This window comes from Chromohalobacter canadensis, from assembly GCF_029544075.1.
Lineage (GTDB): Bacteria > Pseudomonadota > Gammaproteobacteria > Pseudomonadales > Halomonadaceae > Chromohalobacter > Chromohalobacter canadensis_A.
On sequence record NZ_JAJQJH010000002.1, the window covers coordinates 418,776 to 445,101 of the forward strand.

Consider the following 26,326-nt stretch of genomic DNA (forward strand, 5'->3'; position numbering starts at 1 on the left):
CTAGTGGGTAGCAAAATACAAATTTTAACTATCACGGGGATGCTTTAAAAACGTCACACGTCAATAACACATGACTGTCACGCGAAAGTGAGCGCGTTATTCAAGGTTCCGATCATGGAAACCTTGAATATACCCAAGCGCGAGCGCCATCAAGGGGAACGTAATATGAGCGGAAAATGTCCGGTAATGCACGGCGGTAACACCTCCACAGGAACCTCCAATAAAGATTGGTGGCCGGAAGGTGTTAACCTGGACATCCTGCACCAGCACGACCGTAAAACCGACCCGATGAATCCTGACTTCAATTATCGGGAAGAGGTCAAGAAACTTGACGTTCAAGCACTGAAAGATGACCTCCGAAAGCTGATGGTAGATAGCCAAGAGTGGTGGCCCGCAGATTGGGGAAGCTACGTGGGTATGTTTGCCCGTGTCGCGTGGCACTCTGCAGGCTCCTATCGCTTAGCGGATGGCCGTGGCGGCGGTGGTACGGGTAACCAGCGGTTCGCGCCGCTCAATTCCTGGCCGGACAATGTGAATACCGATAAGGGGCGTCGCCTCTTATGGCCCATCAAGAAGAAGTACGGCAATAAGATTTCATGGGCCGACCTGATGGTCCTTTCCGGTACCATTGCCTATGAAGTCGCTGGCTTGAAGACCTATGGCTTTGCCTTCGGTCGTGAAGATATCTGGCATCCGGAAAAGGATATCTACTGGGGTGATGAGAAAGAGTGGCTAGCGCCCTCTGACGAGCGCTACGCTGATGTCGAAAATCCGGACACCATGGAAAACCCGCTGGCAGCGGTGCAGATGGGGCTTATTTACGTCAATCCCGAAGGCGTGAATGGACAGCCAGATCCGCAGAAAACTGCTGAGCATGTACGTGAAACCTTCGCTCGTATGGCCATGAACGATGAAGAAACAGCGGCGCTAACCGCCGGTGGCCACACGATTGGTAAGTGTCACGGCAATGGTGATGCTGACGAGCTCAGTGCAGAACCAGAAGCAGCCGATGTGGAATATCAGGGCATCGGTTGGATGAATACCAAAGGCCGTGGCATCGGTCGAGATACCGTCGTATCCGGCATAGAAGGCGCTTGGACCAAGAACCCGACCCAATGGGATATGGGTTGGTTCGATATGCTGTTCAACTACGAATGGGAGCTCAAAAAGAGCCCGGCCGGCGCATGGCAATGGGAGCCAGTCGACATTGCCGAAGACGATATGCCGGTGGATGTCGAAGACCCGTCGATTCGCCGTAAGCCGATCATGACCGATGCCGATATGGCGATGAAAGTAGACCCCGTCTACAACGACATCTGCCGGAAGTTCATGAACGATCCAGAGTACTTCTCTGAAACGTTTGCCAAGGCATGGTTCAAGCTTACCCATCGCGATTTGGGCCCGAAAGCACGCTATATCGGCCCCGACGTTCCTGCAGATGACCTGATTTGGCAGGACCCGGTTCCGGCAGGCAGCATCGCTTACTGTGAAGAGGTCGTTAAGCAGAAGATTGCCGAAAGCGGCTTGAGCATCGGTGAGATGGTCAGCACAGCATGGGACAGCGCTCGCACGTATCGCGGTTCCGACATGCGTGGTGGTGCTAACGGTGCACGCATTCGCCTGGCGCCTCAGAATGCGTGGCAGGGGAACGAGCCTGAGCGTCTTGCCAAAGTCCTCGACGTTTATGAGCGGATCTCTGCCGAGACCGGTGCCAGCATCGCCGATGTGATCGTGTTGGCGGGTAGCGTGGGTATCGAACAAGCGGCGAAGGCGGCGGGCTATGACGTGCGCGTACCGTTTGTGAAAGGCCGCGGCGACGCCACCGACGAGATGACCGATGCCGACTCCTTCGCGGCACTTGAGCCGCTGGCTGATGGCTTCCGTAACTGGCAGAAGCAAGACTACGTGGTGAAGCCGGAAGAAATGCTGCTCGATCGCGCGCAGTTGATGGGGCTGACCGGACCGGAAATGACCGTGCTGATCGGTGGTATGCGGGTACTGGGCACCAACCATGGCGGTACCCAGCACGGTATTTTCACCGACCGTGAAGGGCAGTTGACCAACGATTATTTCGTGAACCTGACCGACATGGGCAACACCTGGAAGCCCGCGGGTAACAACCTCTATACGATCCGTGACCGGCAGACGGACACCGTCAAGTGGACGGCCTCGCGCATTGACCTGGTCTTCGGTTCCAACTCGCTGCTGCGTTCTTACGCGGAAGTCTATGCCCAAGACGACAATGGCGAGAAATTCGTCAACGACTTCGTCGCAGCCTGGACGAAAGTGATGAACGCTGATCGCTTCGACATCGCGTAACGCCCCCCTTCCCGGTTAGCGTCTCGCACGCCGGGAAACGCGACACGGCCCTTCAAGACGAAGTGCGCCGTGTCGCGTACCGTAAGCCCTCCGCTTGATGAACTCGATCCGATTCATGCCTTCCTGGTGTGTGCCTTTCAGCACGCCTGTGTTTCGCGGATAGCAGCGTACCAATGCCGACCGCCGTGACAGCGGGATGTCCCATCGGGATACCGTAACTGGCCCTACCGTGGCCTTTACAAGCTGGCTAGGCTGCTGTGCCAGTGCCTCATTCCCGATCCCAGGAGCTGCCGTGTCCCCGACGCTGCCCACGCTTGCCGCTGCGATGAGCCTCGCGCTATTGGCGGGTGGCGTGCGCGGATATTGCGGCTTCGGGTTCGCCATGCTGCTGGCGCTGGGCTTGATGCTGTTCATGCCGCCGATCCAAGCCGTGCCGTTGGCGTTGCTGCTGGATCTCGTCACGAGCCTGGGACTATGGCGACGCGCCCTGCGTCATGCCGACTGGCCGTGCCTGCGTCCGTTGTTGCTGGGCATGGCACTGGCGACCGGGCTCGGGGTGTGGCTACTGGCGAGCGTGCCGGCCGCGCCGATGCGTATCGTCGTCGCGCTATTGGCGATGAGCGGTGCCGTGGCCCTGCTCTGTCAGCGGGACGTCGCCTCGCCCGGTCACGCTGCGCAACGGCGTGACGTGGCGCTCGGCGCGGGTGGGCTCTCGGGGTTATGCATGACGCTGGCCTCCTCAGGCGGGCCGCCGTTGATGCTGTATCTGCTCTATCGCCGCATGCCATCGCTTTCGATGCGCGCCACGGCCATCGTTTTCTTTGCCGCCAGCAGTAGCGCCTCCCTGCTCGGGCTGGGCCTGGCGGGTGCCTTGCACACCAGCACCTGGCACTGGGCAGCATGGCTATTGTTGCCAGCGCTGCTCGGCAATGCCCTCGGCCAGTGGCGCTTCGAGAGCGCACCGCCGCGTTCGCTCAAGTCTAGCGTTGCGCCGCTGTTGATCGGGCTCTCGCTGTGGGTACTGATCCGCGAGGCGCTTGCCTGATCCCCAACACCGCTCATTTCCACAACTGGAGGAAACCCTCATGACGGATTGTGTCTTTATCACCGGTGCGACGTCCGGTTTCGGCCGCGCCGCTGCGCATCGCTTCGCCGCCGCAGGTTGGTCGCTGGTGCTCACCGGGCGCCGTCTCGAGCGCCTGGAAGCCTTGAAGGAAGAGCTGCAAGGCCAGGTGCCGGTGCATATCGTCGCGCTCGACGTGCGTGACAGCGATGCCGTCGATGCCGCCGTGGCCGCGTTGCCGGAAGGCTTCACGCGGGTACGCACGCTGCTCAATAACGCTGGCCTCGCGTTGGCGCCGCAGTCCGCTCAAAAAGTAGACCGGCGCGACTGGCACACCATGATCGACACCAACGTCACGGGGCTGGTCAACGTCACCCATGCGTTGCTGCCCACGCTGATCGACGTCGGCGAGGGCGCCACCATCGTCAATGTCGGCTCCATCGCCGGCCAATGGCCGTACCCCGGCAGCCACGTTTACGGCGCCTCCAAGGCCTTCGTCAAACAGTTCAGCTATAACCTGCGCTGCGACCTGCTCGGCACGGGCGTGCGCGTGACCGACCTCGCCCCTGGCATCGCCGAAACCGAATTCACCCTTGTGCGCACCGGCGGCGACCAAGCCGCCTCCGACGCGCTGTATAGCGGCACCACCGCGCTCACCGCCGAGGACATCGCCGAGCAGATGTTCTACATCGCCACACTCCCCCCGCATATCAACTTCAATCGACTGGAAGTCATGCCCACGCGCCAAGCCTGGTCCGCGTTCGCCATCGATTACGACGAGTGAGGGGGAGTAAAGGTGCCTCGCCCCGGCCATGAGGCCGGGGTTGGATGAATCGGGGACAGGGCGGGATAGGATCGAGCCCCTACATGAGGCGCCGGTATTCGCCGGGTAGAAGAGAGTTATCAGCCGGCTGCATATCAATCTCTCTCAGGTGCATTCGGAGTTGCCCCAATGCTCGAGAAGCATGTCGATAAACAACTGGGCTGTGCTGGAAATGCTGTGCGAGTTGCTTCTCACTAACCCGATGGTGCGTTGAATGCGAGGTTTGGGAAGCTCACGTGCGCAGAGCGAGTCATGGCCAGCGCCAGGCATGGTCATTCTAGGCAAGATAGCCACCCCCAGTCCTGACTCGACCAGGCCCAGCGAAGTAGAAAGGTGCTGGACTTCGTAGAAGCTATTCAGCCGGATGCCTTCCGCCGAGAGGGTGTTGTCCAGCAAGATCCGATTGCCGCTGTCCCGGCTCACCGTGATCAATCTGACCTGTTCAAGATCCGACCATTCGATCCTTGGCTTATCCACAAGAGGGTGGTCCGAACGTAGCGCCAGGACGAAAGGGTCTTTCAGCAGTGGGGTGAAAGAGACTTCCGGACTCTGGGCGCTGAACATGTTGATACCGAAGTCGGCCTCGCCGCTGATCACCTTCTCCAGACCTTCCTTGGCACTCACGTCGAGTATCCGGATGCGGATGCCTGGCCAGGCTTCGCTGAAACCACGAATAACACTAGGCAGGAAATAGAACGCCGCGGTGGGGATACAGGCAATGGTGACCGTTCCCTTCTGATGCGTGGCCAGCTCTCGAATGCCCAGGATCGATGATTCGTATTCCTCGATCATGCGTCTTGCCCGGGGAAGGAAGTCCGTACCGATCGGAGTCAGCCGCGTTCGCCGGGTCGTGCGTTCCAGCAACTCGATTTCCAAGAGTTCCTCGAGTTTCTGGATGCGGCGAGACAGCGCCGGCTGAGAGAGATGAAGGCGTTGTGCGGCTTCGTGGAAGGAACCTAGCTCTGCGACCAGAATAAAAGCTTGTAAATCCAGGAATTCTAAACGATGTAGCATGTCGTTTTTTCTTGCATGGAGTGAAGTATATTAATGACCATAGCACATTAATGTGATTTGCAAATTGGTCGTTGCTCTTATTTGCATTTGAGGCATTAAAAGCGCCCTGACATGCTCATATCACACCTTTTAGACGCGATATGGCATGACGATGATGAATAGCATTCCCTGCATGATCATGCGCGGTGGCACCTCCAGAGGCCCTTTCCTGCGCATGAGGGACCTTCCCGATAGCCAGGCAGCGCAAGCCGAGATCCTGATCAGCCTGATGGGATCGGGGCATGCTCTCCAGGTCGATGGCATTGGAGGGGGCGATCCGCTGACCAGCAAGGTCGCTATTGTGGAGCGTTCATCGCACCCCGAAGCGGATGTCGACTACCTGTTCGCGCAGGTCGATGTGCTCAACCGGCGTGTCGACTTCAACCCGAACTGCGGCAACATGCTATCGGCCGTCGGTCCGTACGCCCTCGAAACGGGGCTGGTAGAGCTCCAGGAGGAGGTTACTACCGTTCGTGTGCGTAACCTCAACACCCAACGGCTGATCGAGTGTCATGTGCCGACACCAGGGCGTCAGGTCGCTTACGAGGGCGATACGACGATCAGCGGCGTCCCCGGATGTGCCGCCGGTATCCAGCTCAGCTTTTTGGATATCATCGGCACCAAGACGGGCGCGCTGCTGCCGACCGGAAACGCCGTCGACACGATAGGTGGCCTCAAGGTCACCTGCCTCGATGCTGCCACTCCCATCATGATGATCAACGCGGCCGATCTGGGGCTCAGTGGCCGGGAGTCTCCCTCTGAACTGGACGCTCATCCTGCCATGCTCGAACGGCTGGAATCGGTTCGTCGCAAGGCGGGACTGCGAATGGGGTTGGGGGATGTCAGCCAGAGCGTCTTGCCCAAACCGGTGCTGGTGTCGGCACCGGTCGACGACGACAGCACGTTATGCACTCGCTATTTCGTGCCTCACCGCTGCCACAAAGCCATTGCCGTCACTGGCGCCATTGCGGTGGCCACGGCTGTCAGCGTGCCTGGCACCGTGGCTAACCGCATCTTGGTTGAGGCAGGGAAACTGGAGGCTGATGGTCAGCTGTCACAGGTCAGCTTGGAACATCCTTCTGGACTCATCGACCTGGATGTCGAGCACCGCAACGGCAATCCCGTCGACATTGCCCGCGTTTCCCTCATTCGTACTGCCAGAAAGATCATGAGCGGAACCATTTTCTACTCACTTCCCTCGGCTCCCGGTCAGGATATGCTGGCATCCAGGGCCAGCTAAATCCTTAGATCCGCTGGGATGACCATCATCAACCATGACAACTACAACACAACAGGAGTAACGCCATGCCAATCAACAAGACTGCAACTGCTTGCCTTTCGCTCGGGCGACTCAAGAAAGCGGTACTGCTAGGGGGAGCGATTGCTGGACTGGGACTGACGACAGCTGTTCAGGCTCAAGACGTCGAGGTGCCCGGTAACATCAAGTGGACCATTCCCTTTGGTGTCGGTGGGGGGACAGACGTTTGGGCGCGATTCTTTTCGCCCTGGCTCAGCGAGTCTCTGTCGGGAGAGCCGACCATCATGATCGACAACGTGCCAGGTGGCGGCTCGATAAACGGCGCCAATCTGTTTGCCGTGCGTGCCAAGTCGGATGGCAGTAACTGGCTAGGGACCTCGGCCTCGACCCAGTATCCAGCCATGCTCGGCGATCCCCGCGTGCGTTACGACTACAGCGACTGGACGCCTATCCTGGCCACGCCGACAGGCGGAGTGGTCTATGCCCAGCCCAGCCTTGGTGAGTCGGCCGATACGGCGTTGGATGCCCTGCTGGAGCAGCCGGTCAAATTGGCAGCGCAGAATCCCACAGGCGTCGAACTTCCGGTGTTGATCGCCTTGGACATGTTGGGCGCCGACGTGCAAGCCGTGTTCGGCATGCGCAGTCGGGGCGAGGGTCGCCTGGCGTTCGAGCGTGGTGAAGCCGATATCGACTTCCAGACGACCTCTGCTTATCTGAGCAACGTCGAGCCGCTGGTGGAGGCTGGCAAGGCAGTGCCGCTCTTCTCGCTTGGGGTGCTGAACGACGAAGGCAAGATCGTGCGTGACCCGGCTTTTCCGGATTTGCCCACTTTCAACGAGGTCTACCAAGCGCGGCATGGCGAGGCACCATCGGGCAATGAGTATGAGGCATTCCGCAAGTTCTTTGCCTCCGGCTATGCCTTGCAGAAGTTGATCATGGTGCCAAAAGACACCCCAGAAGCCCTGATCGACTCCTATCGTCAGGCGGCCCGTGACTTCGTGGACACCAAGGCGTTCAAGAAGGCGGCCGCCGCTCAATTGGGACCTTACACACCTGTTATCGGCGAAACCGTCCAGCGCCACCTTGATGATGCCATGTCCATTAACGATGCCACTCGCGACTGGCTGGCCGACTGGTTGCAGTCGGAGCACGGAGCCAAGATCTAATAAATAGTGGAATACGCCGGCCCGCTGGGTCGGCAGCCCCGGCTCCTCCTGATCACACAATATATGAGCCATACGCCATGCTCGATATTCTTCTCTCCAGCCTGGGGCAGCTCTTCACCCTGTCCCATCTGCTCTTCATGGTGCTGGGCGTGCTGGTCGGCCTCGTTGTCGGCATCATCCCCGGCCTCGGGGGCATCGCCGGCATGTCGCTGCTGCTGCCCTTCCTCTACGGTATGGAACCGACCGTGGCCCTTGGCATGCTGATGGGCCTGGTCGCCGTGATTCCCACCGGTGATACTTTTGCCTCCGTGCTGCTGGGTATCCCCGGCTCCAGCTCTTCCCAGGCGACCGTCATCGATGGCTTCTCGCTAGCCAAGCGCGGCCAAGCGGCACGTGCGCTGTCCAGTGCCTTTCTGTCCTCGATGATCGGGGGCCTCATCGGTGCCGTCATCTTGACCGGCTTTATCTTGATCGCCCGCCCGCTGGTGTTGTCGTTCTCTTCCTCCGAGTTGTTCATGTTGACCTTGCTAGGCCTTTCGATGGTGGCCGTACTTTCCGGGCGCGATCTCTTCAAGGGGCTAGCCGCCTGTGGCCTGGGCCTGCTGGTGGGTGCTATCGGCATGGCGCCGGCCACCGGTGAATTTCGCATGAACTTCGGTCTCGACTATCTCTACGATGGCTTGCCGTTGGTGGTGGTGGGGCTCGGGATTTTCGCTCTCCCGGAGATCGTCGATCTACTCGTTAAACGCGGTTCGATCGCCGAAGAGCCTTGTAAACTCGGTGAAGGATGGCGGCAAGGCATTCGAGATGTCCGTAAGCAACGAGGCCTCGTCGCACGTTGTGCTGCTATCGGCAGCCTGATCGGTACCATCCCTGGCCTGGCCGGCTCGGTGGTCGATTGGCTCACCTACGGTCATGCGGTGCAAAGCGCGAAGGACAAGTCCGAATTTGGCAAGGGAGATATTCGCGGGGTGATCGCCCCTGAATCTGCCAACAATGCCTGCGCTTGCGGGGCCATGGTGCCGACTCTGCTGTTCGGCGTACCGGGCTCGGGCACGGCTGCAGTGTTCCTGGGTGGTCTCTTGTTGCTTGGGCTGCAGCCTGGCGTTGGCATGATCGAGACTCACCTCGACCTGACCTACACCATCATCTGGTCGCTGGCCCTGGCCAACATCCTGGGGGCCGCGCTCTGCCTGATGCTGGCTCGCCCGGTAGCCAGTCTGACCCGGGTCCCCTTCGCCACGCTGGCACCTCTGATCACGGTGTTGATCATGTTCGCCGCTTTCCAGGCCACGCGTTCCACGGGTGACCTGATCGCCCTCGGAGCGGTGGGTATCTTGGGCGTCCTGTTCAAGCAGGCGAATTGGTCTCGCCCTGCCTTTCTTATCGGTTTCGTGCTGGCGCCGGGAGCGGAGGGCTACTTCTACCAGGCGGTGCAGTTCCAGGGCGCGGATGCCTTCATGCGTCCCGGCGTGCTGATCATCGGCTCCCTGATCCTTGCGGCTCTCTTCATTCCCTTGCTGCGTTCGCTGTGGATCAAGCGTCGACAGGCCTCGTCGGTCGGCGCCGCTTCCACGGACCGCACCGAACCTTCCTCCCTGGGCGTCATCGACGTGGTACTTTTCGCTGCCTTGCTGGGGACGGCAATCGTTGCCTGGCTCGATGTGACCGACCTGACCTTGATAGGCGGCATCATGCCCCGACTGGCCATCGCAATCCTCGCCGTTTCCTGCCTCATGGAGATCGCTCGTTGCCTGATGCATCGTCCCCAGTGGGAGCATCAAGCCATCGGCCTGCAGGGGCTCTGGCTAGTAGGATTCTTTGCTCTGGTAGGTGCCATGCAGCTACTGGGCTTCATCACCGCGGCGACGCTATTCTGCCTCGTCTTTCTGTTGGCCATCGCGCGTCTCAAGCCTTGGGTGGCGGCCGTCATGGCGCTTGGGGTTACGGTCTTTCTGGTGGGTATGGCTGAGTTCTTGACCCTGACTTACCCGAGTGGGCTGATCGATCCTTGGCTGTTCGGCTGAATCAGCTCTGTCATACACGTTCCGCGGACCGATTTGGGTATTTGGTCTGAAGGTAGCGTGAACACTGCACCAAGTAGAGCGTATCTGCTTGGTGCAGTAATGTACTGGTTAGTGACAGTGATACGGTTTAGAACCTGCGTGACAACCATCCTCGTCAGTTCCGCCAGAATGCGCCTGGGCTATGCCAACGATCATCATTGAAGCGAACAGGAATGCTATTAACTTTGTCATAAAAGCCTCTTTTGTGGAGAGAATTGCCTGGTGTCTTCCTTGGTATTGAAACACCCAAATTCCATCCGAGTGTTAGCTGCTCCTTATCACGGCCTTGCTATTCCACTTCGGCACAGCCTACGCCATTGACCTTTCGAAACCTAAATATACATAGCGATACATTCACTGTAGCAAAGGCGCATTAAAAAACACGCTGCTGGATGTGTGGCGGCGTGGTGGCGGTGCGCTTAAAAACCGGTGATTAGCGGAAGAGGCTGTCCACAAGGTCGGCGCCGAGGCCAACCTTGTCGTAGTGGTCGCGGCAGAGGGCGATGTAGTCGTGCACGTCAAAGTGGCCGCAGGAGTCGCCGCTTTCATCGAGCCAGATCAGTGGGCCGGTGACGATGAAGAACACGCGCATGGGGTCGGGGTGGTCGTAGGCGACCAGGGTGTGGCCTTCGCCGGGCGTTTCGTAGATGAAGTCGCCAGCGGTGGCGACCCAGTCGTGCTCCAGGTAACCCCATTTACCGGAGATGGTGTAGGCGAAGACTTCATGTGGGTGGTAGTGGCGATTGACCAGGCCAGCGCCCTTGGCCATGAGGACATCGCACCAGCGGTTTTGCGAAGGCGAAATCCACAACGGCCGGGAGGAAACGGTGTCGGAAAACGGCACGTAGTAGCGCTCGTCGTCGGTGGGGGCGTTGGCGATGTGGACCTCGGGCCTGGCATCGGGCTTGAAGCTTTCGGCGATGGGGGCGAGGTCCTTCCAGAATTCGGTGGTGGCGTGGGTGGGCATGTCAGGCTCCTGTGCGTTGTGTCCTGTGCACAGTCATGCCCGGTTCCGCGCGGGAGATAAAGTAGGCTTTCGCATGGGGGGAGTGGTCGTGGTGGCTTTCCCTCGACGGCGCTACTCTGAAGGGACTTGTCTGTCCAATCACCCTTCGCGTTCGAGGTACTTTCTCATGGCTGATCGTATTCTGGTTTTCTATGGTTCCTACCGGTCCGACCGCGCCGGCATTCGGCTCGCCGACTATATCGTCGATGCGTTGAAGAATCGGGGCGCTGATGCCGAACTGGTCGATGCCAAGGCCGTCGATCTGCCGATGCTGGATCGCATGTACAAGGAATATCCCGAGGGCGAGGCGCCGGCACCGATGGAGGCACTGGCGGCCAAGATTCGCGAGGCCGATGGTTTCATCTTCGTCACTGGCGAATACAACTGGGGCATGCAGCCGGGTTTGAAGAACCTGACCGATCACTTTCTGGAAGAGTGGTTCTGGCGCCCAGCCGGTATCGTCAGCTATTCGGCCGGCCGTCTCGGCGGTGCTCACGCCAACCTGGCCTGGCACGGGACTTTAGCTGAGATGGGTATGGTGGTCATTTCCAGCACGGTCGCAGTCGGTCAGATTACCAATACGTTGGACGAGAACGGCACGCCCGTCGGTGATGCTGGCAAATCCTTTGAACGTGCGTTTGGCCGATTTGCGGATGATCTGACATGGTGGATCGAGGCGAGTAAACGCCAGCGTGAGCACCGGGCCCCACCATTCTAGGTCATCCTACTCGTTCGACGTCAGCCGGGTTCCCAGTAAGGCGCTTTCCCGCCGAGAGTTGGCCTTACCCCAGCAATTGTGGGTTGAGCTGCTAGACGGTATAGATCAGTGCCGTGTCTAATCTGCGCCGAGGCCATGAACGTGAATGACCCATGACATGCGCGTTGGCTGATATCAGGCTTCGACGCGCTGCGGTTCGGGCACGTCTACGGCCTGGTGCAAAGTGTCGACGAAGCGGGCCAGGGCAGGCGTCCAGGTGGCGGGCTCGGGTGCGGCGAAGTAGGTGTCGATTTCTGCCAGGGATGCCGGCAGAGCTAGGTAGTGGATGCCAAAGCGGTGCTGGTGGGCCTCGACCGTGCTCAAGGGGAGCACGGTATAGCCCATCCCGGCGGCGACACAGCCGAGCATGGCATCCAGGCTGCCGAACTCGAAGATGCGTGCTGCGTTGACGCCATGGGAGGCCAGTAGCAGCTCGATGCGCTGGCGATAGCTACAGCCTTGGCGAAACGCGAGGAAGGCGGTAGCCATCAGCTCTTCCGAGGTGGGCATTGCGGTCATGGGCTGGGGGCCGACCAGTACGAGGTGTTCGCTGAAGGCCTTGAGTAGATGATAACGGCGATGTTTGAGACCTCCCGCGATGAATACGCCATCGACGTGGCCCGCCATCAGCATTTCGATGAGTTCCGCCGTGGAACCAGTGTGTAGCGTGATATCGATCTCGGGGTGGGCGGTATGGTATGCCGTGAGGATTGGGGGAAGCCGTAACGCGGTGGTGGTTTCCATTGCGCCGATCCGCAGTTGTCCATGCGTCTTGTCGCTGCCCTTGAAGTGCGATAGCGCTTCATCATGCGCGGACAGCATGCGCTCGGCATACGCCACCAGCGCTCGTCCGGCAGAGGTCAGGCGCGTCTGGCCTGTTCGATGGACGAGCTGGGCATCGAGTTCTTCCTCGAGTCTCTTGAGATGGGCTGTCACGTTGGATTGCACCGTATGCATCTTCTCGGCGGCGGCCACGAAACTGCCGGTTTCGGCCACGGCCATGAACAGACGTAACGATTTGAGTTGCATGCGGTGTCTCCCTGCCAGAAAGGCACTTATCTCTAAAAACGATAGCAGGTATCAGGATAAATCGCTTTTAGGAAAGTGGGTATTGTACGTACGCTGTTCTTGTGACGGCCCGCAAAGAAACGACGCCTCCAGGCGCATTTACCCTGCTTATGGTCGTGTTGCGCTCATAGGGGCCTGGTGCTGATCCTCCTCAGCCGTGGCATGCAGGGGCGCCAAAGCCATGGAACCCTCCAACCTGGGAGATAGTAATGAACGACATCGACTTAGCCAATCGGGCAGCTGGTATTCTTAATGACAACCTTTATGCCAACATAGCGACGTCGAAAAACGACGTGCCATGGAATACACCTGTCACCGCCTTGCCGGATATGGATTTAAACTTTTTCTGGTCGTCTTGGGTTCAGGCGGAACATTCCAAGAATATCATTTTTAATAACTCGGCCTTCATGACCTTCTATGATTCGACACGCGCGAGGGGGACCAACAACCTCATGTGTCTCTACCTGAGGTGCACTGCGAGAGAGGTGTCGGATATCGGTGAGGCAAAAAAGGCATTTGCGCTGTTATATCCCAGTGATCATGTTGATCTAGAAAACTTTCTTGGCGATGGCATAAAGCGGTTCTTCTGCGCTGAGCCTCAGCAAGCCTGGTTGAACTGTCTGTCTGAAAAAGAACTTGAGCCGACGACGCTAAAAATGAGAACAGAGGTTTCTATTGAAAGCATCAAGAGCGCCATGGCCTAGAATTGAGCCATGGCGCGAGATCTATTTCCAAGTATTGACTGAGGCGCAGGGCGGGGCCATGTAGGCCGCACTCATATTGAGGGGGAATGTCGGACTTATCTCAGGTGCTATCCGAATGCTCAACTCAGCAACTGTGGGTTGAGTTGCCAAACGGTGTAGGTCAGCGCCGTAGCTAGTGTCACCCAAGCCAGGTAAGGCACCAGCAGCAGCCCGGCCAGCGGGCGCACACGCCAGAAGGCGATGAGCGTGGCGAGGATCATGCCCCATAACAGTATGACCTCGACGAAGGCCAGCGCCCCCTGGTGCCAGACGAAGAACAGCCAACTCCATAGTGCATTGATGGCGAGATGCACGATGAACAGCGTCAGTACGCCCTGGTGCCGACGCCAGCCGCCTTCCCGCCAGACCAGCCAAGCGGCGACGCCCATCAATGCAAAGAGAGTTGTCCACACCGGGCCGAAGGCGCCGGCGGGTGGCGCCCAACTGGGCTGCGTGAGTTCGGCGTAGAACTGCGTGGCATCCACTGATGCGATGGCGCCGATCCCGGCGGTAATGAAGCTGACCACCAGCCAGCCGAGCAGCCCGAGGACTTGGTGGCGAGTCGAAAATACGTGCATGGCGATGCCTCTTTCCCTTCGAAAACCATCTTCAGATTGTGCGATATGGCGATGATATGCCAAGCATTTTTCGGATATTGCGCTGAAACGTCGCAGTGCGTTCGCCTTTCCCTATAAATCGCAAGGAATTGTTAAACCTTGGTTATTCATTCGAAGCCTGCTCCCAAACCGTTAACCACCACGATACTTATCAATCGCGGTTAATTTTTGCTTTATTTTCAATCATTTATTGTTCTTTTGGGGTGTCGGGTATAGGCTGTTTTAAAAGTTGACAAAAATGATCAGGTTTTTGGTGCGAGGTCGAGTCATCGGCGTCGCCTGTCGTGCACCATGGAGAACACATGAATCCTGCTTCCTTGATTCTGTTGGCATTCGCCATGTCGACAGATGCCTTTGCCGCTTCCATCGGCCGAGGCGCCGAGTTGAGCAAGGTACGCTTCATCAGCGCGCTACGCATAGGTCTTGTGTTTGGCGTGGTGGAGGCGATCATGCCGCTGGTGGGCTGGGCGCTAGGCCATGCCGCGATGCGTTTCGTATCCGGTATCGATCACTGGATCGCGTTTGCCATGCTGGGGATGCTGGGCGGTCACATGATCTGGGAAGGGCTTCAGAAGGGCGGTGCCGACGCGATCAAGGTCGCCGGAGATCAGCAGGGAGAAAAATCCATATGGCTAATTGCCTTCACGGCGCTGGCGACCAGCATCGATGCCTTGGCCGTGGGGATTACGCTGGCGCTGACGGATATCAATATCGTCTTGGCGTCAGCGGCCATTGGCTTGGCGACGGCCTTGATGGTAACCATCGGCACGCTGCTCGGCCGTGCCATCGGCACCATCGTCGGCAAGTGGGCCGAGGTGCTAGGTGGCTTGATTCTCATCGCCATCGGTGTCGCCGTACTCTATGAACATCTGGTGGGCGTCGCCTCAGTGTGATGCGCTATCGCTAACCGGGTTCAAAGGCTCTGCCACAAAGAGACGCGACAACAAGAACGGGGTGGGCCCAATGGCCCACCCCGTCTGCTTTCTACGTTACTGCTGTCTTGCCTTCTACCGCTGACCGTCAGACGTTACTCGTCGTCTTCCGGCAGCGCGTAGACGACGACCTGGTCGTCGACCTGATCCTTCAGGATCGAAGGCGTGAGCGGTAATTCGAGCTGATGGTTACCAGATGGTGCATCATCCATACTAGTTGCTCCAACGAGAGTACGAATCTCGAAATGACAAAGTTCTTTTGTGCGTAGCGGGTGTAGGCCGGAGAGGTGGCTGACGAGGATGCGGAAGATGAAGCTACCACTAGTACATTGGCGATACCCTGCAGGTTGCGGGCTTCCCAACAGGCTGGCTAGTCGGCTGCAGACCACTATCTTGTGAACGATGGAGAACTTGCGGACTTCGGTAAGTGGTTAACGGAAAATATGTGGGTACCAACCGCAAATGCACCTAATGCTATCCTCGATGCGGGTCGGTTATTCTAAAGTGGGATATCACATAACTGAGATATAATGCGAGCGTTGTGGTGAATTCATTATAAAAGGGAAGCATCATGCGCTATTACGTCAATGACAAGGCACAAGCTAATGGTGATCATGAGGTTCATACACAGAGTTGCCAATATTATGATCAGATTGTTAGTAAAACCTATGTAGGCGATTTCCAAAGCTGTGCTCCGGCCGTGCGTGAGGCAAAGAGAATCTACTACACTCAATCGAATGGGTGTTTTTACTGCTCTCCTGCTTGTCACACGTCGTGAATCGCTGAACGGTTCTTAGTAGTCACCAGGCACTGTGTGCCTGGTGGCCGTTGTGGTTTTTATACCCCTCTTGATATAGGTACCCACTTCATATTGGAGGAATTTTTTTAAACTATCATGCTGGCTGACTTGCCCGCTTTTGCTTCGCCGTTGCTATCGAAATATTGGTACTTCCTGAGTAACTGGCAGCGAGTGAGCTATCTGGTGCGAACCCTTGAGCTAAGTCTCATCTTGAAAGGCGCGGGCTATGTCCGAGACGAAGCCAAGATTGAGCTGATCCTTTCAGTGGCTTTTTCGGTGAAGTGACAGTAGTCGCCGCAGGTTTGATACCGCAGCTTTTGGGATCGAAGCTGAGACCCGATAGGTGTCTACTGGGTCGGGGGGAGTCCACGCCCTGCTGCAGATGCCGGTTAGCTGGTTTCAAGACAAACGGGGCTACAAAATCTGACCACAAAGAGACGCGACAACAAGAACGGGGTGGGCCCAATGGCCCACCCCGTCTGCTTTCTACGTTACTGCTGTCTTGCCTTCTACCGCTGACCGTCAGACGTTACTCGTCGTCTTCCGGCAGCGCGTAGACGACGACCTGGTCGCCGACCTGATCCTTCAGGATCGAGTTGCCGCCTGCCACGAAGGCGACGTATTCGCGGCCTTCATACTCGTAGACGGCGGGGTTGGCGACAGCGGGCGCTTCGGCCTGGTCTTCCCACAGCTCTTCGCCGCTGTCGAGCGAGTAGGCGCGTAGCTTGGCGTCCATCGAGGCACCGATGAAGACCAGGTTACCGGCCGTGACTGCAGGACCACCGATGGTGGGTGAACCCCAGCTTTCAGGCATGAAGAAGCCGTACTGCTGCGAAGAGCCGATCGGACGACGCCATTTCACATCACCGGTTTTCATGTCGAGCGCGACGACTTCGCCGAAGGGAGGTTCCCAGCACGGCATGCCGAGCCAGTTACGCGCCACTTCTAGGCGCATGCCGTAAGGCGCCCCTGTCTGCGGTGCGAAGCCGCTTTCGTTGCCCGAGCCGCTATCGGCTTTCTCGTAGGCTTCGCGGTCATAGAGCTTGACGGTCTGCACGATGTGCGAGGTGTTGACGATGGCCGTCTGGCTGACGGGATCGAAGGCAACGCCGCCCCATTGCACGCCACCGGCACTGTCCGGGTAGGCCAGTGCACCTTCGCCCTTGGTGGTGGGCGGTGTGTACATGCCTTCATACGTCAGGTCGTCCCATAGCGCGGAACACTCGCCACCGCCAACGACATCGGCAAGTTTCCAGATCTTCGGCTTCTCGGATTGGTCGAGAAGCGGCGCGGGCTTGGTCGGGAAGGGTTGCGTATCCGCGTATTCCTCACCTTTAACAGAGCCGTCGCCCTGTGGTACCGGACGTTCTTCGATCGGCCAGACATCCTCACCAGTCAGTCGGTTGACGACGAACAGGAAGCCTTGCTTGGTGGCCTGGATCAATGCCGGGATTTCTTCGCCATCCACCGTGATATCCATCAGTGTCGGTGCGGCGTTGATGTCGTAGTCCCAGACGTCATGGTGTACCCACTGACGCGACCAGACGACTTCACCGGTATCGACATCGAGCGCGGTGGTCGAGGTTGCCAAGGGCACGTCCTCGGTGCGGTTGCCGCCCCAATAGTTGGGTGACGGCGAAGAGATCGGCAGATAAACGAGGCCGTTTTCTTCGTCGGCGGACATATGCGTCCACACGTTGGCGGTACCGCTCTTCTCGCGCATTTCATCGGAGAGGGCGTTGAAGCTCCACTCACGCTCACCGGTGCGGGCGTTGATGGAGAACACGGTGCCGGGAGGCGCCTGCTCGAATGCCCAGTCCTTGCCGGCCCAGCCGAGGATCAGGTGGTCGCCCACCACGGTCGGCGGCTGCAGCAGCGACAGTGGCCATTTGTCATGGGTGTCGTTCCACTGGTTGACGTTGAGTACGCCGTTATCGGCGAAGCTTGTACACTTCTTGCCAGTGTCGGCATCAACGGCGAAGAGTTGCGCGTCCATGGTGCCGAGATAGACGATCTTCTGACAGGATTCGCCCTCGACCGGGTCGTCCGCTTCCCAGTAGGCGACGCCGCGGCTCTTGAGCGCGGGCTGAGTCAGTGCCTCGAGGGAAGACTCGGTGTCGAAGCTCCACTTCTGCTCGCCGGTGGCGGGGTCGAGCGCGAGAATGCGGTAGAACGGCGTGCCAATATAGAGCGTGTCGTTGGCGAAAACCGGCGTTGCGGACCAGACAGTGGGCGGTAGGTCGCCAGAGCCATCGGAGACATCACCGGTATGCACTTCCCAGACCTTTTTCAGGTCGCCGACGTTATCGGCGTTGATCTGATCCAGGGGGCTGTATTTCTGCGCGTTGAGCTGGCCGTGGAAGCTGTCCCACGTTGGCGTGCCGGGGACCAGCGGTATCGATTCGGACGACGCTTGTTTGGATGAAGCTTGCGACGACGTGCCTTCTTGTGCACTCAAGGCGTCCTGGTCGGCTTCCTGATCCTGCGCCAAAAGCGGCAGCGGCGTCAGGAAAAGCGCTAGCGCCGTGGCCGTGCCCAGGCGTTGCGCAGTGGTTCTCAATGTCGGCATGGGGCGGCTCCTTATGTATGGGCGGGGCGTGCGGTGCGGGTCGCGAGGGCCAGATCGAGAATCAGCCCGATCAAGCCGACCACCATGGCGACGCAGATCCACCATTGGTGTAGGAGGAGCGCCGCGAAGAAGGTACCGGCAAGACCCAGCAAAATCAGCACGCGCCACACGTTACGCGCGGCGGTCCCTTTCAGTGCAGGCAATATGAGCGCCATGACGGCCAGGGCGATGTTGGCCAGGATGGCGACAAGCGCGCCAAGTGTGCCATTGACGCCGGTCAACGGGGTGAAATAGGCATAGAGTGCGATGGCAAACCCGACGATCGAAGCTACCAGCAGCACAATGGCGCCCAATCTTTGCGAACGAGATTGTGGCATGACGTTGTTGTCTCCTTGTGGGACAGGAATGATCACCTAGCTCTTATTCCGCCGTTGGGCCGGGGCATTGCGCCAGGCTCAAAGGTTATGAGCGAAATGATTGAGCCGTGGCTACGCCTTTGGTCGTAGCCCGCATGGGTATTTTAGTAAAAAATTCAGAGAAATTGTGGCCTTGGGCCAAAATAGTTTAACGGCTAATAATATTGCCGCCAGTGATCCTTTGAGTGTGGCAGAAAACACGGGTGAGCATGGAGCTCTTGACGCTTGGCCATTCTTTTAGCATGCTAATAGTGTATTGCGACAAAACGCCGCATCACCATCATCTTTAAGGAGTGGTTATGAAAGCGCTCAACAAGCTGTTCTCGATGTTGGCAACCATCGTCGTCTCTGCCCTGCTGCCGTTCTCTCTGGTAGCAGAAAGCGAAGCCAATCAACACGTAAGTGTCCATGACGCCACGACGAAGGTCTCAACACTGAACGAAGATAAACGCCAGGACGACGACGCTTCCTGACGTCACGCGAGTGCCCAAGGGAGGCGCCAGTGGTGTAGCCTGTCGAGGCTCATTCACCCACCAAGAGGGCCACGCCATGCTGACGCTCTCCAATACGGTGACGCTCGCCGATTGGGAAATCGACATTAGCCAGATTCGCGCGCAGGGTGCCGGCGGCCAGAACGTCAACAAGGTCGCTTCGGCGGTACACTTGCGTTTCGACATTCCCCGTTCGTCCTTGCCGCCGTTCTACAAGGAGCGGTTGATGGCTCTGTCCGATCAGCGCATCAGCAAGGACGGTGTGATCATCCTCAAGGCGCAGCGTTATCGCACGCTGGAAGCCAACAAGGAAGAGGCGCTGGCGCGTCTCAAGGCGCTGATTCAGGATGCGGTGAAGCAGCACAAGGCGCGCCGCCCCACCCAGCCTTCCAAGGGCGCGAAGCGCCGCCGCATCGACAAGAAAACCCGCAAGGGCAAAACCAAGGCTCTGCGTGGCAAGGTAGAAACGTAACCCCACTTTCAGCCGGCGTGTCACTTCACGCCGGCTAATCTTTCAGAAGGTCAGTAAAGGCCTGCATTTAGTGGCTTGATACTGACGTCAAAGAATGAAGGCTCTAGCTTTCGGTCCAGCGGTTCGAACATTGCATGCATAAAGTCCATGAGCTCATGGTTGGCGGAGATGGCAGAGGAGACGTCACGATTGAGAACTGCATCAAGGATTTTAATGTGAATTAGTATATTCTTGTTGACCGTGGTGGTGTCTCCTAGATGGCTCTGGTAAAGAAAGCCTAAGCGACGAAATATGGTATGTAATGGTCGTAGTGTGCGTGCTACAAAAGGTTCGTTGGCGGCTTCAAGAATTAGTTGATCCATGCGCTTATCGAGGTCGTTGAATCGACGCAAGTCATTGTTCGACTCGGCTTCGTGCAAAGCCTGAATTAAATGGTGCATTTGGTTGCGCACTAGACCGCTTTCATTCTCGATAGCCATCTCAAGTACAAAACACTCAAGATCACGCCGGATCTTGAGTAATCGCTTCTCTCTTGCCAGGTCGATAGGGGTGACCCGTATCCCAATGCCTGCCTGCATCTCCAGCAGGGTATCATCAGTCAGTTTGCGCGTAGCTTCCAAAACTGGGGTGCGCCCCAGCCCTACCTGCTTCTGCAAGTCGGCCATGGTCATGAAGGCGCCTGGCTGAATATCCATATGAGCAATGCTTGATTCAAGCCGTTCATAAGCCAGGTTTCCCTGAGACTTACTGTAAGTTGCTGATTTTTTTGTTTCAGACATTGTTTTACCTGCCCATCGTTAATCTTAAGTATTATGGAATACTTTGAAATTTGGCGATATATTTCTTATTAGAAAACGAAATCTGAGAGCATAAAAGCAGCGTTAGACAAAGGTGGCACATAGTTAAATGCTTAACCTTGGCTGCTCGGGTAATGACCGTGGTGCTCCTTCTGAAGCCTTGAAAATTAGGGGTGACGATGCGGTTATTCAACAGCTTTAACTATCCTGATGCAAGGGAGTAAGCGGCTTATGACGCTTTTTGATCTATCGGGCAAGACAGCATTGATCACAGGCTCATCTGGTGGCCTGGGTTTTGCTATGGCAAGGGGGTTGGCACAAGCCGGGGCCCAAGTCATTTTGCATGGGCGCAACCAAGACAAGCTGCATGAGGCTCACTTAGCACTGTCCGGTGAAGGCTTCAATGTTTTGAAGATTTCCTTCGATATTACGGATGAAGCCGCTATCGAAAAGGCCCTTGGTAACCTCAAGGAGGATGGCGTATATGTTGATATTCTAGTCAACAACGCTGGCATGCAGCTGCGAAAGCCGCTGGTAGAGTTGACTCGCAATGAGTGGGATACGGTCATCAATACGAACTTGTCGAGCGCTTTCTTACTTGGCCGCAATGTCGCACGCCAAATGATAGCGCGCGGTCAGGGTGGCAAGGTAATCAATATTGGTTCGCTAATGAGCTCCGTAGCTCGTCCTACTGTAGGCGCCTATACGGCTGCTAAAGGCGGGGTACGGTTATTGACGCAATCGATGGCGGCGGAATGGGCAGAGCATGGTATCCAGTCTAACGCGATTGGTCCTGGTTACATGATTACCGAGATGACGCAACCGCTAGTCGATGATCCCGATTTCAATGGCTGGATCACTGGACGTACACCATCGCGGCGCTGGGGAACGCCTGAAGACTTGGTCGGGACGGTGGTGTACTTAGCGTCGCCTGCTTCCAACTATGTCAATGGACAGATTATCTACGTCGATGGCGGCATGCTCGCCGTACTTTGATGAGCTCCTACACAAGGGTTAGTGAATAGAGCTTACGCTCATGACAATGACAAGTTTCCTAACCTACACGTTGTAATGTAAACATAAGATCAATAGGACGTATCATGAAAATCAAACACTCCTTGCGTGGCCTACCGGTAATTACTGCACTGTTATCGACATTGGCTATTTCCGTTGCTAGCACATCGGCATTGGCAGCCGAGTACAACGCCAAGCTTTCGCTTGACGTGCCAGAGGGTAACACTAAGTACGTTGCGGCTAAAAAGTTTGCCGATATGGTGCGCGAGCGAACCGATGATAATGTCGATATTAAGCTGTTTCCCAACAGTGTCCTCGGCGGTGAGAGCGAATCGGCGGAGGGAATTAGGCTTGGCTCCGTACAGATGGGGATCATTACTAGCTCGGTGCTGACTTCTTGGGTACCCGAAGTTCAGGTTCTTGATCTGCCTTATTTGATCAACAGTGACGAACAGGCGGTAGCGATTAACGAGCCTCTCACTGATGAATTGGCGCCCAAGTTTGAGGGTGAAGGTTTCCACCTCATGGGGTTTTCGGTCAATGGCATCCGTCAGTTGATGAGCAGCACTCCAATTCATTCGGTTGATGACGTTAAGGGGAAAAAGATGCGCGTCATCCAGAGTCCACTGCACGTCGCTATGTGGAAAGCCGCCGGTGCTAACCCTACGCCAATCCCAGCTCCCGAGATATATAATTCAATGCAGACAGGGGTGATCGACTTTTTTGATAATACAGCGACCAATTACCTTACCAATCGCTTCTATGAAGTTGCGCCTTACTACGTAAAAACTGGGCACGTTTATGCGATGGGGACTTGGGTAGTGTCACAAAGCTGGTGGCAGCGTTTGCCGGAGGAATACCAGCAAGAGATCACCAAGGCTGCCAGCGAAGTTCAGGAGCAACTGCCTGCTATGCGTCAGCAAGATGATAAGGCGGCTCTAGCCAAGACTGTTGAGGATGGCGCCACCATCATTGAGATCGATGATAAAGGTCCGTGGAAAGAAGCCATGCAGCCAGTCAGGGAGGAGTACACCAAGAAAATTCCTAACGGCAAGGCACTCGTCTCGCTGATTGAGAACGCCGACTGAACCTTGGAAGCGATCCCGCCACCATGGCGGGGTCGCACGTTCCATCCCACCTCAATGGCGTTGCCATTCTGGAGCGTATCGAATGTCAGCCTATCGCCTTTCTCACACGCTGCCTTTGCTGAGTCTTGGTCGCGGCGCTGCTGGGCTGGAGTCGGTGGTCCGCCTGCTGATCTTCGTCAATTTGCTGGCGATGACGATAGACGTATTCGCTGGCGTAGTCTCGCGCTATGTATTCAATGACGCCTTTTCGTGGACCGCTGAGTTCGCGGTTTGGTCGTTCACCTGGTTGATCTTCCTCGGGGCGGCGTTAGGGATCCGACAGCAGCGCCACGTCGCTGCTGATTTTTTGACCAAGAATTTATCTGGTTGGTCGTCAGGCCTGCTGGGCTTCATCCAGAGCCTGATCTTGGCTCTGACGGTAATGATGATGATGTTCAGTGGCTACCAGCTTGCCGAGATGGTCGGCGGAGTCAGTGCCAGCTTGGAGTGGCCTAAGGTATATAAGTACGCGGTCATTCCGGTATTTGGCCTGATTGGCTTGGTATTCCTGCTTGCTCGAGATGCTGACAACACGCGTACCTTGGTCCGCAATTTCTTGGCACTTGGTATTGCTGGCCTGCTTTATCTTGGTCTCGATCATGGCTTGCTTGCTCCGTTACAGGGTGTTTCGCCTAGTCTGATCATGCTGGTCGCATTCTTCGTGGCTCTGGTAGTTGGTGTGCCGGTCTCTTTTTCTTTGATGTTCGGGGTCTTCCTGGCTAACTCGGCGTCGTTCATCCTTCCAGCGCCAGCGATCGTTCAGAATATGGTCACCGGTTCGACCAAGTTTATTCTATTGGCAATCCCGTTTTTCCTCTCGACCGGCTATCTACTCAATCTAGGAGGCCTGTCCACACGCTTGATCGACTTTGCCTCTAGCCTGGTTGGCCACTTACGTGGTGGCTTGGCCCATGTCAACGTACTCAATAGCCTGATGGTGGGCGGCATTTCCGGGTCGTCGAGCGCCGACGCTGCTAGTAGCACCAAGATCTTGGTCCCCGAGATGGTTCAGCGTGGCTATTCACCGGCATTCTCCTGTGCGGTCACGGCTTCATCGGCGATTCTGCCCAATGTCGTGCCGCCAGCGATTGCCATGCTGGTTTACGCTTCAGTGGCTAATGTCTCCATCGCTCGGCTGTTTATGGCCGGTATCCTGCCAGCGATCCTCTGTGCGGGCGTCCTGATGGGGGTCTCCTACTTGATCTCGGTGCGTCGTCAGTACCAAACGGCCACTGCTCGAGCCCCTTGGAACGACGTTTGGCGTAGCTTCCTGCGTGCCTTGCCGGTGTTGGTCATTACCGTTGGTGTGCTGGGGGGAATTCGGTTTGGCATTATCACCGCTACCGAGGCGGGAGTCATAGCGTTGCTCTGGACGTTCGTACTCGGCAAATTTGTATTCCGTGAATATGGCTGGAAGAAATTCTACCGTGCCTTCGCCGAGTGCGGGACCGATGCCGCCTTGGTGGGTTTTTTGATCGCTGCCTCGGTGCCCTTCGCCTGGGTCCTGATCGCCGAGCAAGTACCCCAAGAGATTGTCGCTTGGGCGAGTACCATCGTTGATGGCCAACTTGGGCTGTTCATCATCCTGCTGGTGGTCTTGGCCGCTGCGGGGATGTTTCTCGATCTGACCCCGGCGATGCTGATTATTGCGCCACTGTTCTTGCCAATGATGACTAACGCTGGGGTCGACCCTGTTCAGCTCGGTATCATTATGATCATTGTCCTGCAGCTCGGCGGCGTCTCCCCGCCAGTAGGTCTGTTGGTGTTTATCTCATCCCAAATTGCCAAGGTTTCACCTTCGGCAGTGTTCAGGGCGGTGGTGCCATTTATTGCTGGGGCTATGGTGGTAGTGGTTCTGCTATGTTTATTCCCGTTCCTGACGGTAGGCTTGTGGGAGCTTTTGGGATGACCATACAACTTATCTAAAGTATGTGGTTTGCGTACTGTGTGACAAGATAGATACGTGACCTGCTGTCAGCCGACGTGTCGTTTCACGCCGGCTGAGTGGGAAGCGCGAGTAGTTCACGTTCCAGGGCGAAGATGTGCGGGTCGTCGTGGCCCATGTCACGCAGCGCTTGGGCCAGGTTGAGCAGGTAATCGCGATTGGGGCCGCTGGGCCCGTGGGATTCGGCGATCTGCCGGGCGATCGCGGTGTCAGGTGCAGGGCCGAGGAAGGCGGCATTGTCCTCGCCGGCGAGATAGACCAGGCCCTCGCGGTTTTCCTCTTCCTCGACGTCATCGAAGTGCAGCGGCGTGACCACGCGCAGATAGCCATTTTTCTCGCGCACATCCAGCGGGCCGAGCACGTCTTGGGTGATGCGGTAGGCCATACCATGGCAGACCGCGCCAGGGCGTTCGGTCAGCGTGGCGACACGTCCCGGCGCCTGTGGCGTGCCGCGGTGGTCGTGCGAGCCCTGCCAGAAACGTCTTTCCCAGCCGATGATATGTGCAGGCCGACTTTCCAGAAACGAGAAATCCGCCTTCCAGATCAGCGAGCCATAGCCAAAAAGCCAGATCGCCTCATGGTCGTTGAAATGCGTCATTTGCTGGTTGATCGCGGTCGTATCGAGCGTCATGACTCTCTTGCGTACGTCGAGTGAATAAACGGGAATCTCCCCCCCGATTATGCACGTTTTGGCGTCGATATGCGGCATACCTCTTTTTGCACCATCGCGGTGCGCATTCGATTCGGCTATGCTCAAGGGCCGATTCTTCGGGCCGTTTCCATTACACGTAGCGGGGCGCATTGTGATAGGCGCCGCGTGGTCTTTCTTCATGGAGGTGGGTATGTCGCCGTCCCTGCTGGGAATCTTGATCATGTGCGCCGGGGTGTTGTGCCTCGCGTTGGGCGATGCGATTTCCAAGTGGCTAGGCGCCACCTACGATCCGATTCAGATCATCTTCTTCCGCACCCTGATCTCGCTGCCGTTGATCGCGCTGCTGGCACGTTTCAACGGCGGCTGGCAAAAGCTCAAGACCCGGCGCCCGGGCGTGCATCTCATGCGCGGGTTGATCTTCACTGGCACGATGTTTTGCTTTGTCACCGGCCTGACTCTACTGCCATTGGCGGAAACTACCGCCATCGCCTTCGCCGCGCCGTTGTTCGTGACGCTGCTGTCTGGCCCGCTGCTCAAGGAACGCGTCGAACGCCTGCCGTTCATCGCCTCGCTGGTCGGCTTCGCCGGTGTTCTGGTCGTGGTGCGCCCCGGCGCGGCGGGCTTCCAGTGGGGTGCGCTGATCGTCGTCGGCGCCGCGGTGTGCTACGCGCTGATGATGATCACTGCGCGGCGCTATGGCGGTAAGGAAAGCCTTTGGGCGATGGTCTTCTACGCCACGCTGGTGCCCTTGATCGTTAGCGCTATGTTGCTGCCCAATGTTTGGCGGATGCCCGAGGGGGCGGCGTGGCTGGGCTTCATCGGGTCCGGCATCTTCGGCGTGGGCGCGGTGTCGTGCATCACGCTGGCGTTTCGTTACGCCCCGGCGGCGTTGGCGGCGCCGTTCGATTACACGGCTATGGTTTGGGCCGTGCTGCTGGGCTGGTGGTTGTGGGATGAAGTGCCGGATATCTGGGTCTTCATCGGCGCGTTGGTGATCATCGGCAGCGGCGTCGCCATCGCCTTGTATGAACGGCAGGTGGCAATCAAGGCCCGCCCGACGACCTGATACTGGCGGCCCATGCCGGTGAATCCTCGCGTACTTGACGTACATCAAGGTTTGCGATGCGTGCCCTGCCACAGTGGTGGAATGGTTTTCGACCACTCAAGAGGCAG

Annotated in this window: 25 protein-coding genes; 16 read left to right on the plus strand and 9 right to left on the minus strand. The window is 57.4% G+C overall.

The window, feature by feature from the left end; genetic code table 11:
• The first annotated feature begins 165 nt into the window (after positions 1–165).
• The 3 genes from katG (at position 166) to LUN51_RS05625 (ending at position 4,166) form a co-directional block, all read left to right on the plus strand.
• The gene (gene katG / locus LUN51_RS05615) at positions 166–2,319 is read left to right on the plus strand and encodes a catalase/peroxidase HPI (protein ID WP_246925647.1); all 2,154 of its coding nucleotides are present in this window, start codon (positions 166–168) and stop codon (positions 2,317–2,319) included.
• A 292-nt stretch (positions 2,320–2,611) separates the two neighbouring features.
• Complete coding sequence (locus tag LUN51_RS05620) at positions 2,612–3,364, plus strand: sulfite exporter TauE/SafE family protein (protein ID WP_277810482.1); 753 nt, start codon at positions 2,612–2,614, stop codon at positions 3,362–3,364.
• A 40-nt stretch (positions 3,365–3,404) separates the two neighbouring features.
• Positions 3,405–4,166 carry an SDR family NAD(P)-dependent oxidoreductase gene (locus LUN51_RS05625; protein WP_277810483.1) on the plus strand — a complete coding sequence of 254 codons (762 nt, stop codon included), beginning with the start codon at positions 3,405–3,407 and terminating at the stop codon, positions 4,164–4,166.
• Between the two features lie 144 nt (positions 4,167–4,310).
• Here the strand turns inward: LUN51_RS05625 and LUN51_RS05630 are convergent, their stop codons facing one another.
• Positions 4,311–5,219: a LysR family transcriptional regulator gene (locus tag LUN51_RS05630; protein WP_097021652.1), complete on the minus strand. Its 909-nt coding sequence runs from the start codon at positions 5,217–5,219 to the stop codon at positions 4,311–4,313.
• 145 nt (positions 5,220–5,364) lie between these two features.
• On the opposite strand from LUN51_RS05630, the gene LUN51_RS05635 reads away from it, so the two are divergent.
• From LUN51_RS05635 to LUN51_RS05645, 3 genes are all read left to right on the plus strand, one after another.
• Positions 5,365–6,498 (plus strand): 4-oxalomesaconate tautomerase, encoded by a 1,134-nt coding sequence (locus LUN51_RS05635; RefSeq protein WP_277810484.1) that lies wholly within the window; start codon positions 5,365–5,367, stop codon positions 6,496–6,498.
• A 65-nt stretch (positions 6,499–6,563) separates the two neighbouring features.
• Positions 6,564–7,682, plus strand: a complete 1,119-nt coding sequence (locus LUN51_RS05640; protein ID WP_277810485.1) for a Bug family tripartite tricarboxylate transporter substrate binding protein — start codon at positions 6,564–6,566, stop codon at positions 7,680–7,682.
• A 77-nt stretch (positions 7,683–7,759) separates the two neighbouring features.
• The gene (locus tag LUN51_RS05645; protein ID WP_277810486.1) at positions 7,760–9,709 is read left to right on the plus strand and encodes a tripartite tricarboxylate transporter permease; all 1,950 of its coding nucleotides are present in this window, start codon (positions 7,760–7,762) and stop codon (positions 9,707–9,709) included.
• Positions 9,710–9,817: 108 nt separating this feature from the next.
• Here the strand turns inward: LUN51_RS05645 and LUN51_RS05650 are convergent, their stop codons facing one another.
• Positions 9,818–9,940: a YHYH domain-containing protein gene (locus LUN51_RS05650; RefSeq protein WP_101706253.1), complete on the minus strand. Its 123-nt coding sequence runs from the start codon at positions 9,938–9,940 to the stop codon at positions 9,818–9,820.
• Between the two features lie 241 nt (positions 9,941–10,181).
• The gene (locus tag LUN51_RS05655; protein WP_277810487.1) at positions 10,182–10,715 is read right to left on the minus strand and encodes a 2,4'-dihydroxyacetophenone dioxygenase family protein; all 534 of its coding nucleotides are present in this window, start codon (positions 10,713–10,715) and stop codon (positions 10,182–10,184) included.
• 166 nt (positions 10,716–10,881) lie between these two features.
• Here LUN51_RS05655 and LUN51_RS05660 point away from each other — a divergent pair, with 166 nt between their 5' ends.
• On the plus strand, positions 10,882–11,472 hold the full coding sequence (locus LUN51_RS05660) for an NADPH-dependent FMN reductase (protein WP_277810488.1): 591 nt from the start codon (positions 10,882–10,884) through the stop codon (positions 11,470–11,472).
• A gap of 174 nt (positions 11,473–11,646) precedes the next feature.
• Here the strand turns inward: LUN51_RS05660 and LUN51_RS05665 are convergent, their stop codons facing one another.
• A complete protein-coding gene (locus LUN51_RS05665) occupies positions 11,647–12,540 on the minus strand; it encodes a LysR family transcriptional regulator (RefSeq protein WP_277810489.1) in 894 nt (297 codons plus the stop codon).
• A gap of 248 nt (positions 12,541–12,788) precedes the next feature.
• Here LUN51_RS05665 and LUN51_RS05670 point away from each other — a divergent pair, with 248 nt between their 5' ends.
• The gene (locus tag LUN51_RS05670) at positions 12,789–13,283 is read left to right on the plus strand and encodes a hypothetical protein (RefSeq protein ID WP_277810490.1); all 495 of its coding nucleotides are present in this window, start codon (positions 12,789–12,791) and stop codon (positions 13,281–13,283) included.
• A gap of 119 nt (positions 13,284–13,402) precedes the next feature.
• On the opposite strand, the gene LUN51_RS05675 is transcribed toward LUN51_RS05670, so the two are convergent.
• A complete protein-coding gene (locus tag LUN51_RS05675) occupies positions 13,403–13,900 on the minus strand; it encodes a TspO/MBR family protein (RefSeq protein ID WP_075367652.1) in 498 nt (165 codons plus the stop codon).
• A gap of 341 nt (positions 13,901–14,241) precedes the next feature.
• Here LUN51_RS05675 and LUN51_RS05680 point away from each other — a divergent pair, with 341 nt between their 5' ends.
• Together LUN51_RS05680 and LUN51_RS05685 are read left to right on the plus strand one after the other, a co-directional pair.
• The gene (locus LUN51_RS05680) at positions 14,242–14,832 is read left to right on the plus strand and encodes a manganese efflux pump MntP (protein ID WP_075367653.1); all 591 of its coding nucleotides are present in this window, start codon (positions 14,242–14,244) and stop codon (positions 14,830–14,832) included.
• Positions 14,833–15,766: 934 nt separating this feature from the next.
• Positions 15,767–15,955, plus strand: a complete 189-nt coding sequence (locus LUN51_RS05685) for a hypothetical protein (protein ID WP_277810491.1) — start codon at positions 15,767–15,769, stop codon at positions 15,953–15,955.
• 244 nt (positions 15,956–16,199) lie between these two features.
• Here LUN51_RS05685 and LUN51_RS05690 read toward each other — a convergent pair whose 3' ends face one another.
• Together LUN51_RS05690 and LUN51_RS05695 are read right to left on the minus strand one after the other, a co-directional pair.
• A complete protein-coding gene (locus LUN51_RS05690) occupies positions 16,200–18,239 on the minus strand; it encodes a pyrroloquinoline quinone-dependent dehydrogenase (protein ID WP_277810492.1) in 2,040 nt (679 codons plus the stop codon).
• Positions 18,240–18,250: 11 nt separating this feature from the next.
• Positions 18,251–18,616 carry a hypothetical protein gene (locus tag LUN51_RS05695; RefSeq protein WP_277810493.1) on the minus strand — a complete coding sequence of 122 codons (366 nt, stop codon included), beginning with the start codon at positions 18,614–18,616 and terminating at the stop codon, positions 18,251–18,253.
• A 338-nt stretch (positions 18,617–18,954) separates the two neighbouring features.
• Between LUN51_RS05695 and LUN51_RS05700 the strand changes: the two genes are divergently transcribed.
• Both LUN51_RS05700 and arfB read left to right on the plus strand, forming a co-directional pair.
• Entirely contained in the window at positions 18,955–19,128 is a 174-nt protein-coding gene (locus LUN51_RS05700; RefSeq protein WP_179861068.1) for a hypothetical protein, read from the plus strand.
• A 76-nt stretch (positions 19,129–19,204) separates the two neighbouring features.
• Positions 19,205–19,618, plus strand: coding sequence for an alternative ribosome rescue aminoacyl-tRNA hydrolase ArfB (gene arfB / locus LUN51_RS05705; RefSeq protein ID WP_040240648.1), 414 nt, complete (start codon positions 19,205–19,207; stop codon positions 19,616–19,618).
• Between the two features lie 50 nt (positions 19,619–19,668).
• On the opposite strand, the gene LUN51_RS05710 is transcribed toward arfB, so the two are convergent.
• Positions 19,669–20,397: a GntR family transcriptional regulator gene (locus tag LUN51_RS05710; protein ID WP_040240650.1), complete on the minus strand. Its 729-nt coding sequence runs from the start codon at positions 20,395–20,397 to the stop codon at positions 19,669–19,671.
• A 249-nt stretch (positions 20,398–20,646) separates the two neighbouring features.
• On the opposite strand from LUN51_RS05710, the gene LUN51_RS05715 reads away from it, so the two are divergent.
• The 3 genes from LUN51_RS05715 (at position 20,647) to LUN51_RS05725 (ending at position 24,465) form a co-directional block, all read left to right on the plus strand.
• Positions 20,647–21,411 carry an SDR family oxidoreductase gene (locus LUN51_RS05715; protein ID WP_040240652.1) on the plus strand — a complete coding sequence of 255 codons (765 nt, stop codon included), beginning with the start codon at positions 20,647–20,649 and terminating at the stop codon, positions 21,409–21,411.
• Positions 21,412–21,515: 104 nt separating this feature from the next.
• Positions 21,516–22,517 carry a TRAP transporter substrate-binding protein gene (locus tag LUN51_RS05720; RefSeq protein ID WP_277810494.1) on the plus strand — a complete coding sequence of 334 codons (1,002 nt, stop codon included), beginning with the start codon at positions 21,516–21,518 and terminating at the stop codon, positions 22,515–22,517.
• A gap of 82 nt (positions 22,518–22,599) precedes the next feature.
• Positions 22,600–24,465 (plus strand): TRAP transporter large permease subunit, encoded by a 1,866-nt coding sequence (locus LUN51_RS05725; protein WP_277810495.1) that lies wholly within the window; start codon positions 22,600–22,602, stop codon positions 24,463–24,465.
• Between the two features lie 82 nt (positions 24,466–24,547).
• On the opposite strand, the gene LUN51_RS05730 is transcribed toward LUN51_RS05725, so the two are convergent.
• Positions 24,548–25,132, minus strand: coding sequence for a gamma-glutamylcyclotransferase (locus LUN51_RS05730; protein WP_040240656.1), 585 nt, complete (start codon positions 25,130–25,132; stop codon positions 24,548–24,550).
• Positions 25,133–25,343: 211 nt separating this feature from the next.
• On the opposite strand from LUN51_RS05730, the gene LUN51_RS05735 reads away from it, so the two are divergent.
• A complete protein-coding gene (locus tag LUN51_RS05735) occupies positions 25,344–26,219 on the plus strand; it encodes a DMT family transporter (protein WP_277810496.1) in 876 nt (291 codons plus the stop codon).
• The last annotated feature ends 107 nt before the right edge of the window (positions 26,220–26,326 follow it).

Coding starts and splice junctions, on each gene's coding strand:
- LUN51_RS05685 (WP_277810491.1), top strand. CDS start 15,767: ATGCTGGCTGACTTGCCCGCTTTTGCTTCGCCGTTGCTATCGAAATAT.
- LUN51_RS05675 (WP_075367652.1), bottom strand. CDS start 13,900: ATGCACGTATTTTCGACTCGCCACCAAGTCCTCGGGCTGCTCGGCTGG.
- LUN51_RS05690 (WP_277810492.1), bottom strand. CDS start 18,239: ATGCCGACATTGAGAACCACTGCGCAACGCCTGGGCACGGCCACGGCG.
- LUN51_RS05720 (WP_277810494.1), top strand. CDS start 21,516: ATGAAAATCAAACACTCCTTGCGTGGCCTACCGGTAATTACTGCACTG.
- LUN51_RS05645 (WP_277810486.1), top strand. CDS start 7,760: ATGCTCGATATTCTTCTCTCCAGCCTGGGGCAGCTCTTCACCCTGTCC.
- LUN51_RS05670 (WP_277810490.1), top strand. CDS start 12,789: ATGAACGACATCGACTTAGCCAATCGGGCAGCTGGTATTCTTAATGAC.
- arfB (WP_040240648.1), top strand. CDS start 19,205: ATGCTGACGCTCTCCAATACGGTGACGCTCGCCGATTGGGAAATCGAC.
- LUN51_RS05735 (WP_277810496.1), top strand. CDS start 25,344: ATGTCGCCGTCCCTGCTGGGAATCTTGATCATGTGCGCCGGGGTGTTG.
- LUN51_RS05700 (WP_179861068.1), top strand. CDS start 18,955: ATGAAAGCGCTCAACAAGCTGTTCTCGATGTTGGCAACCATCGTCGTC.
- LUN51_RS05725 (WP_277810495.1), top strand. CDS start 22,600: ATGTCAGCCTATCGCCTTTCTCACACGCTGCCTTTGCTGAGTCTTGGT.
- LUN51_RS05730 (WP_040240656.1), bottom strand. CDS start 25,132: ATGACGCTCGATACGACCGCGATCAACCAGCAAATGACGCATTTCAAC.
- LUN51_RS05680 (WP_075367653.1), top strand. CDS start 14,242: ATGAATCCTGCTTCCTTGATTCTGTTGGCATTCGCCATGTCGACAGAT.
- LUN51_RS05710 (WP_040240650.1), bottom strand. CDS start 20,397: ATGTCTGAAACAAAAAAATCAGCAACTTACAGTAAGTCTCAGGGAAAC.
- LUN51_RS05660 (WP_277810488.1), top strand. CDS start 10,882: ATGGCTGATCGTATTCTGGTTTTCTATGGTTCCTACCGGTCCGACCGC.
- LUN51_RS05715 (WP_040240652.1), top strand. CDS start 20,647: ATGACGCTTTTTGATCTATCGGGCAAGACAGCATTGATCACAGGCTCA.
- LUN51_RS05635 (WP_277810484.1), top strand. CDS start 5,365: ATGACGATGATGAATAGCATTCCCTGCATGATCATGCGCGGTGGCACC.
- LUN51_RS05665 (WP_277810489.1), bottom strand. CDS start 12,540: ATGCAACTCAAATCGTTACGTCTGTTCATGGCCGTGGCCGAAACCGGC.
- LUN51_RS05625 (WP_277810483.1), top strand. CDS start 3,405: ATGACGGATTGTGTCTTTATCACCGGTGCGACGTCCGGTTTCGGCCGC.
- LUN51_RS05695 (WP_277810493.1), bottom strand. CDS start 18,616: ATGCCACAATCTCGTTCGCAAAGATTGGGCGCCATTGTGCTGCTGGTA.
- LUN51_RS05640 (WP_277810485.1), top strand. CDS start 6,564: ATGCCAATCAACAAGACTGCAACTGCTTGCCTTTCGCTCGGGCGACTC.
- LUN51_RS05655 (WP_277810487.1), bottom strand. CDS start 10,715: ATGCCCACCCACGCCACCACCGAATTCTGGAAGGACCTCGCCCCCATC.
- LUN51_RS05630 (WP_097021652.1), bottom strand. CDS start 5,219: ATGCTACATCGTTTAGAATTCCTGGATTTACAAGCTTTTATTCTGGTC.
- LUN51_RS05650 (WP_101706253.1), bottom strand. CDS start 9,940: ATGACAAAGTTAATAGCATTCCTGTTCGCTTCAATGATGATCGTTGGC.
- katG (WP_246925647.1), top strand. CDS start 166: ATGAGCGGAAAATGTCCGGTAATGCACGGCGGTAACACCTCCACAGGA.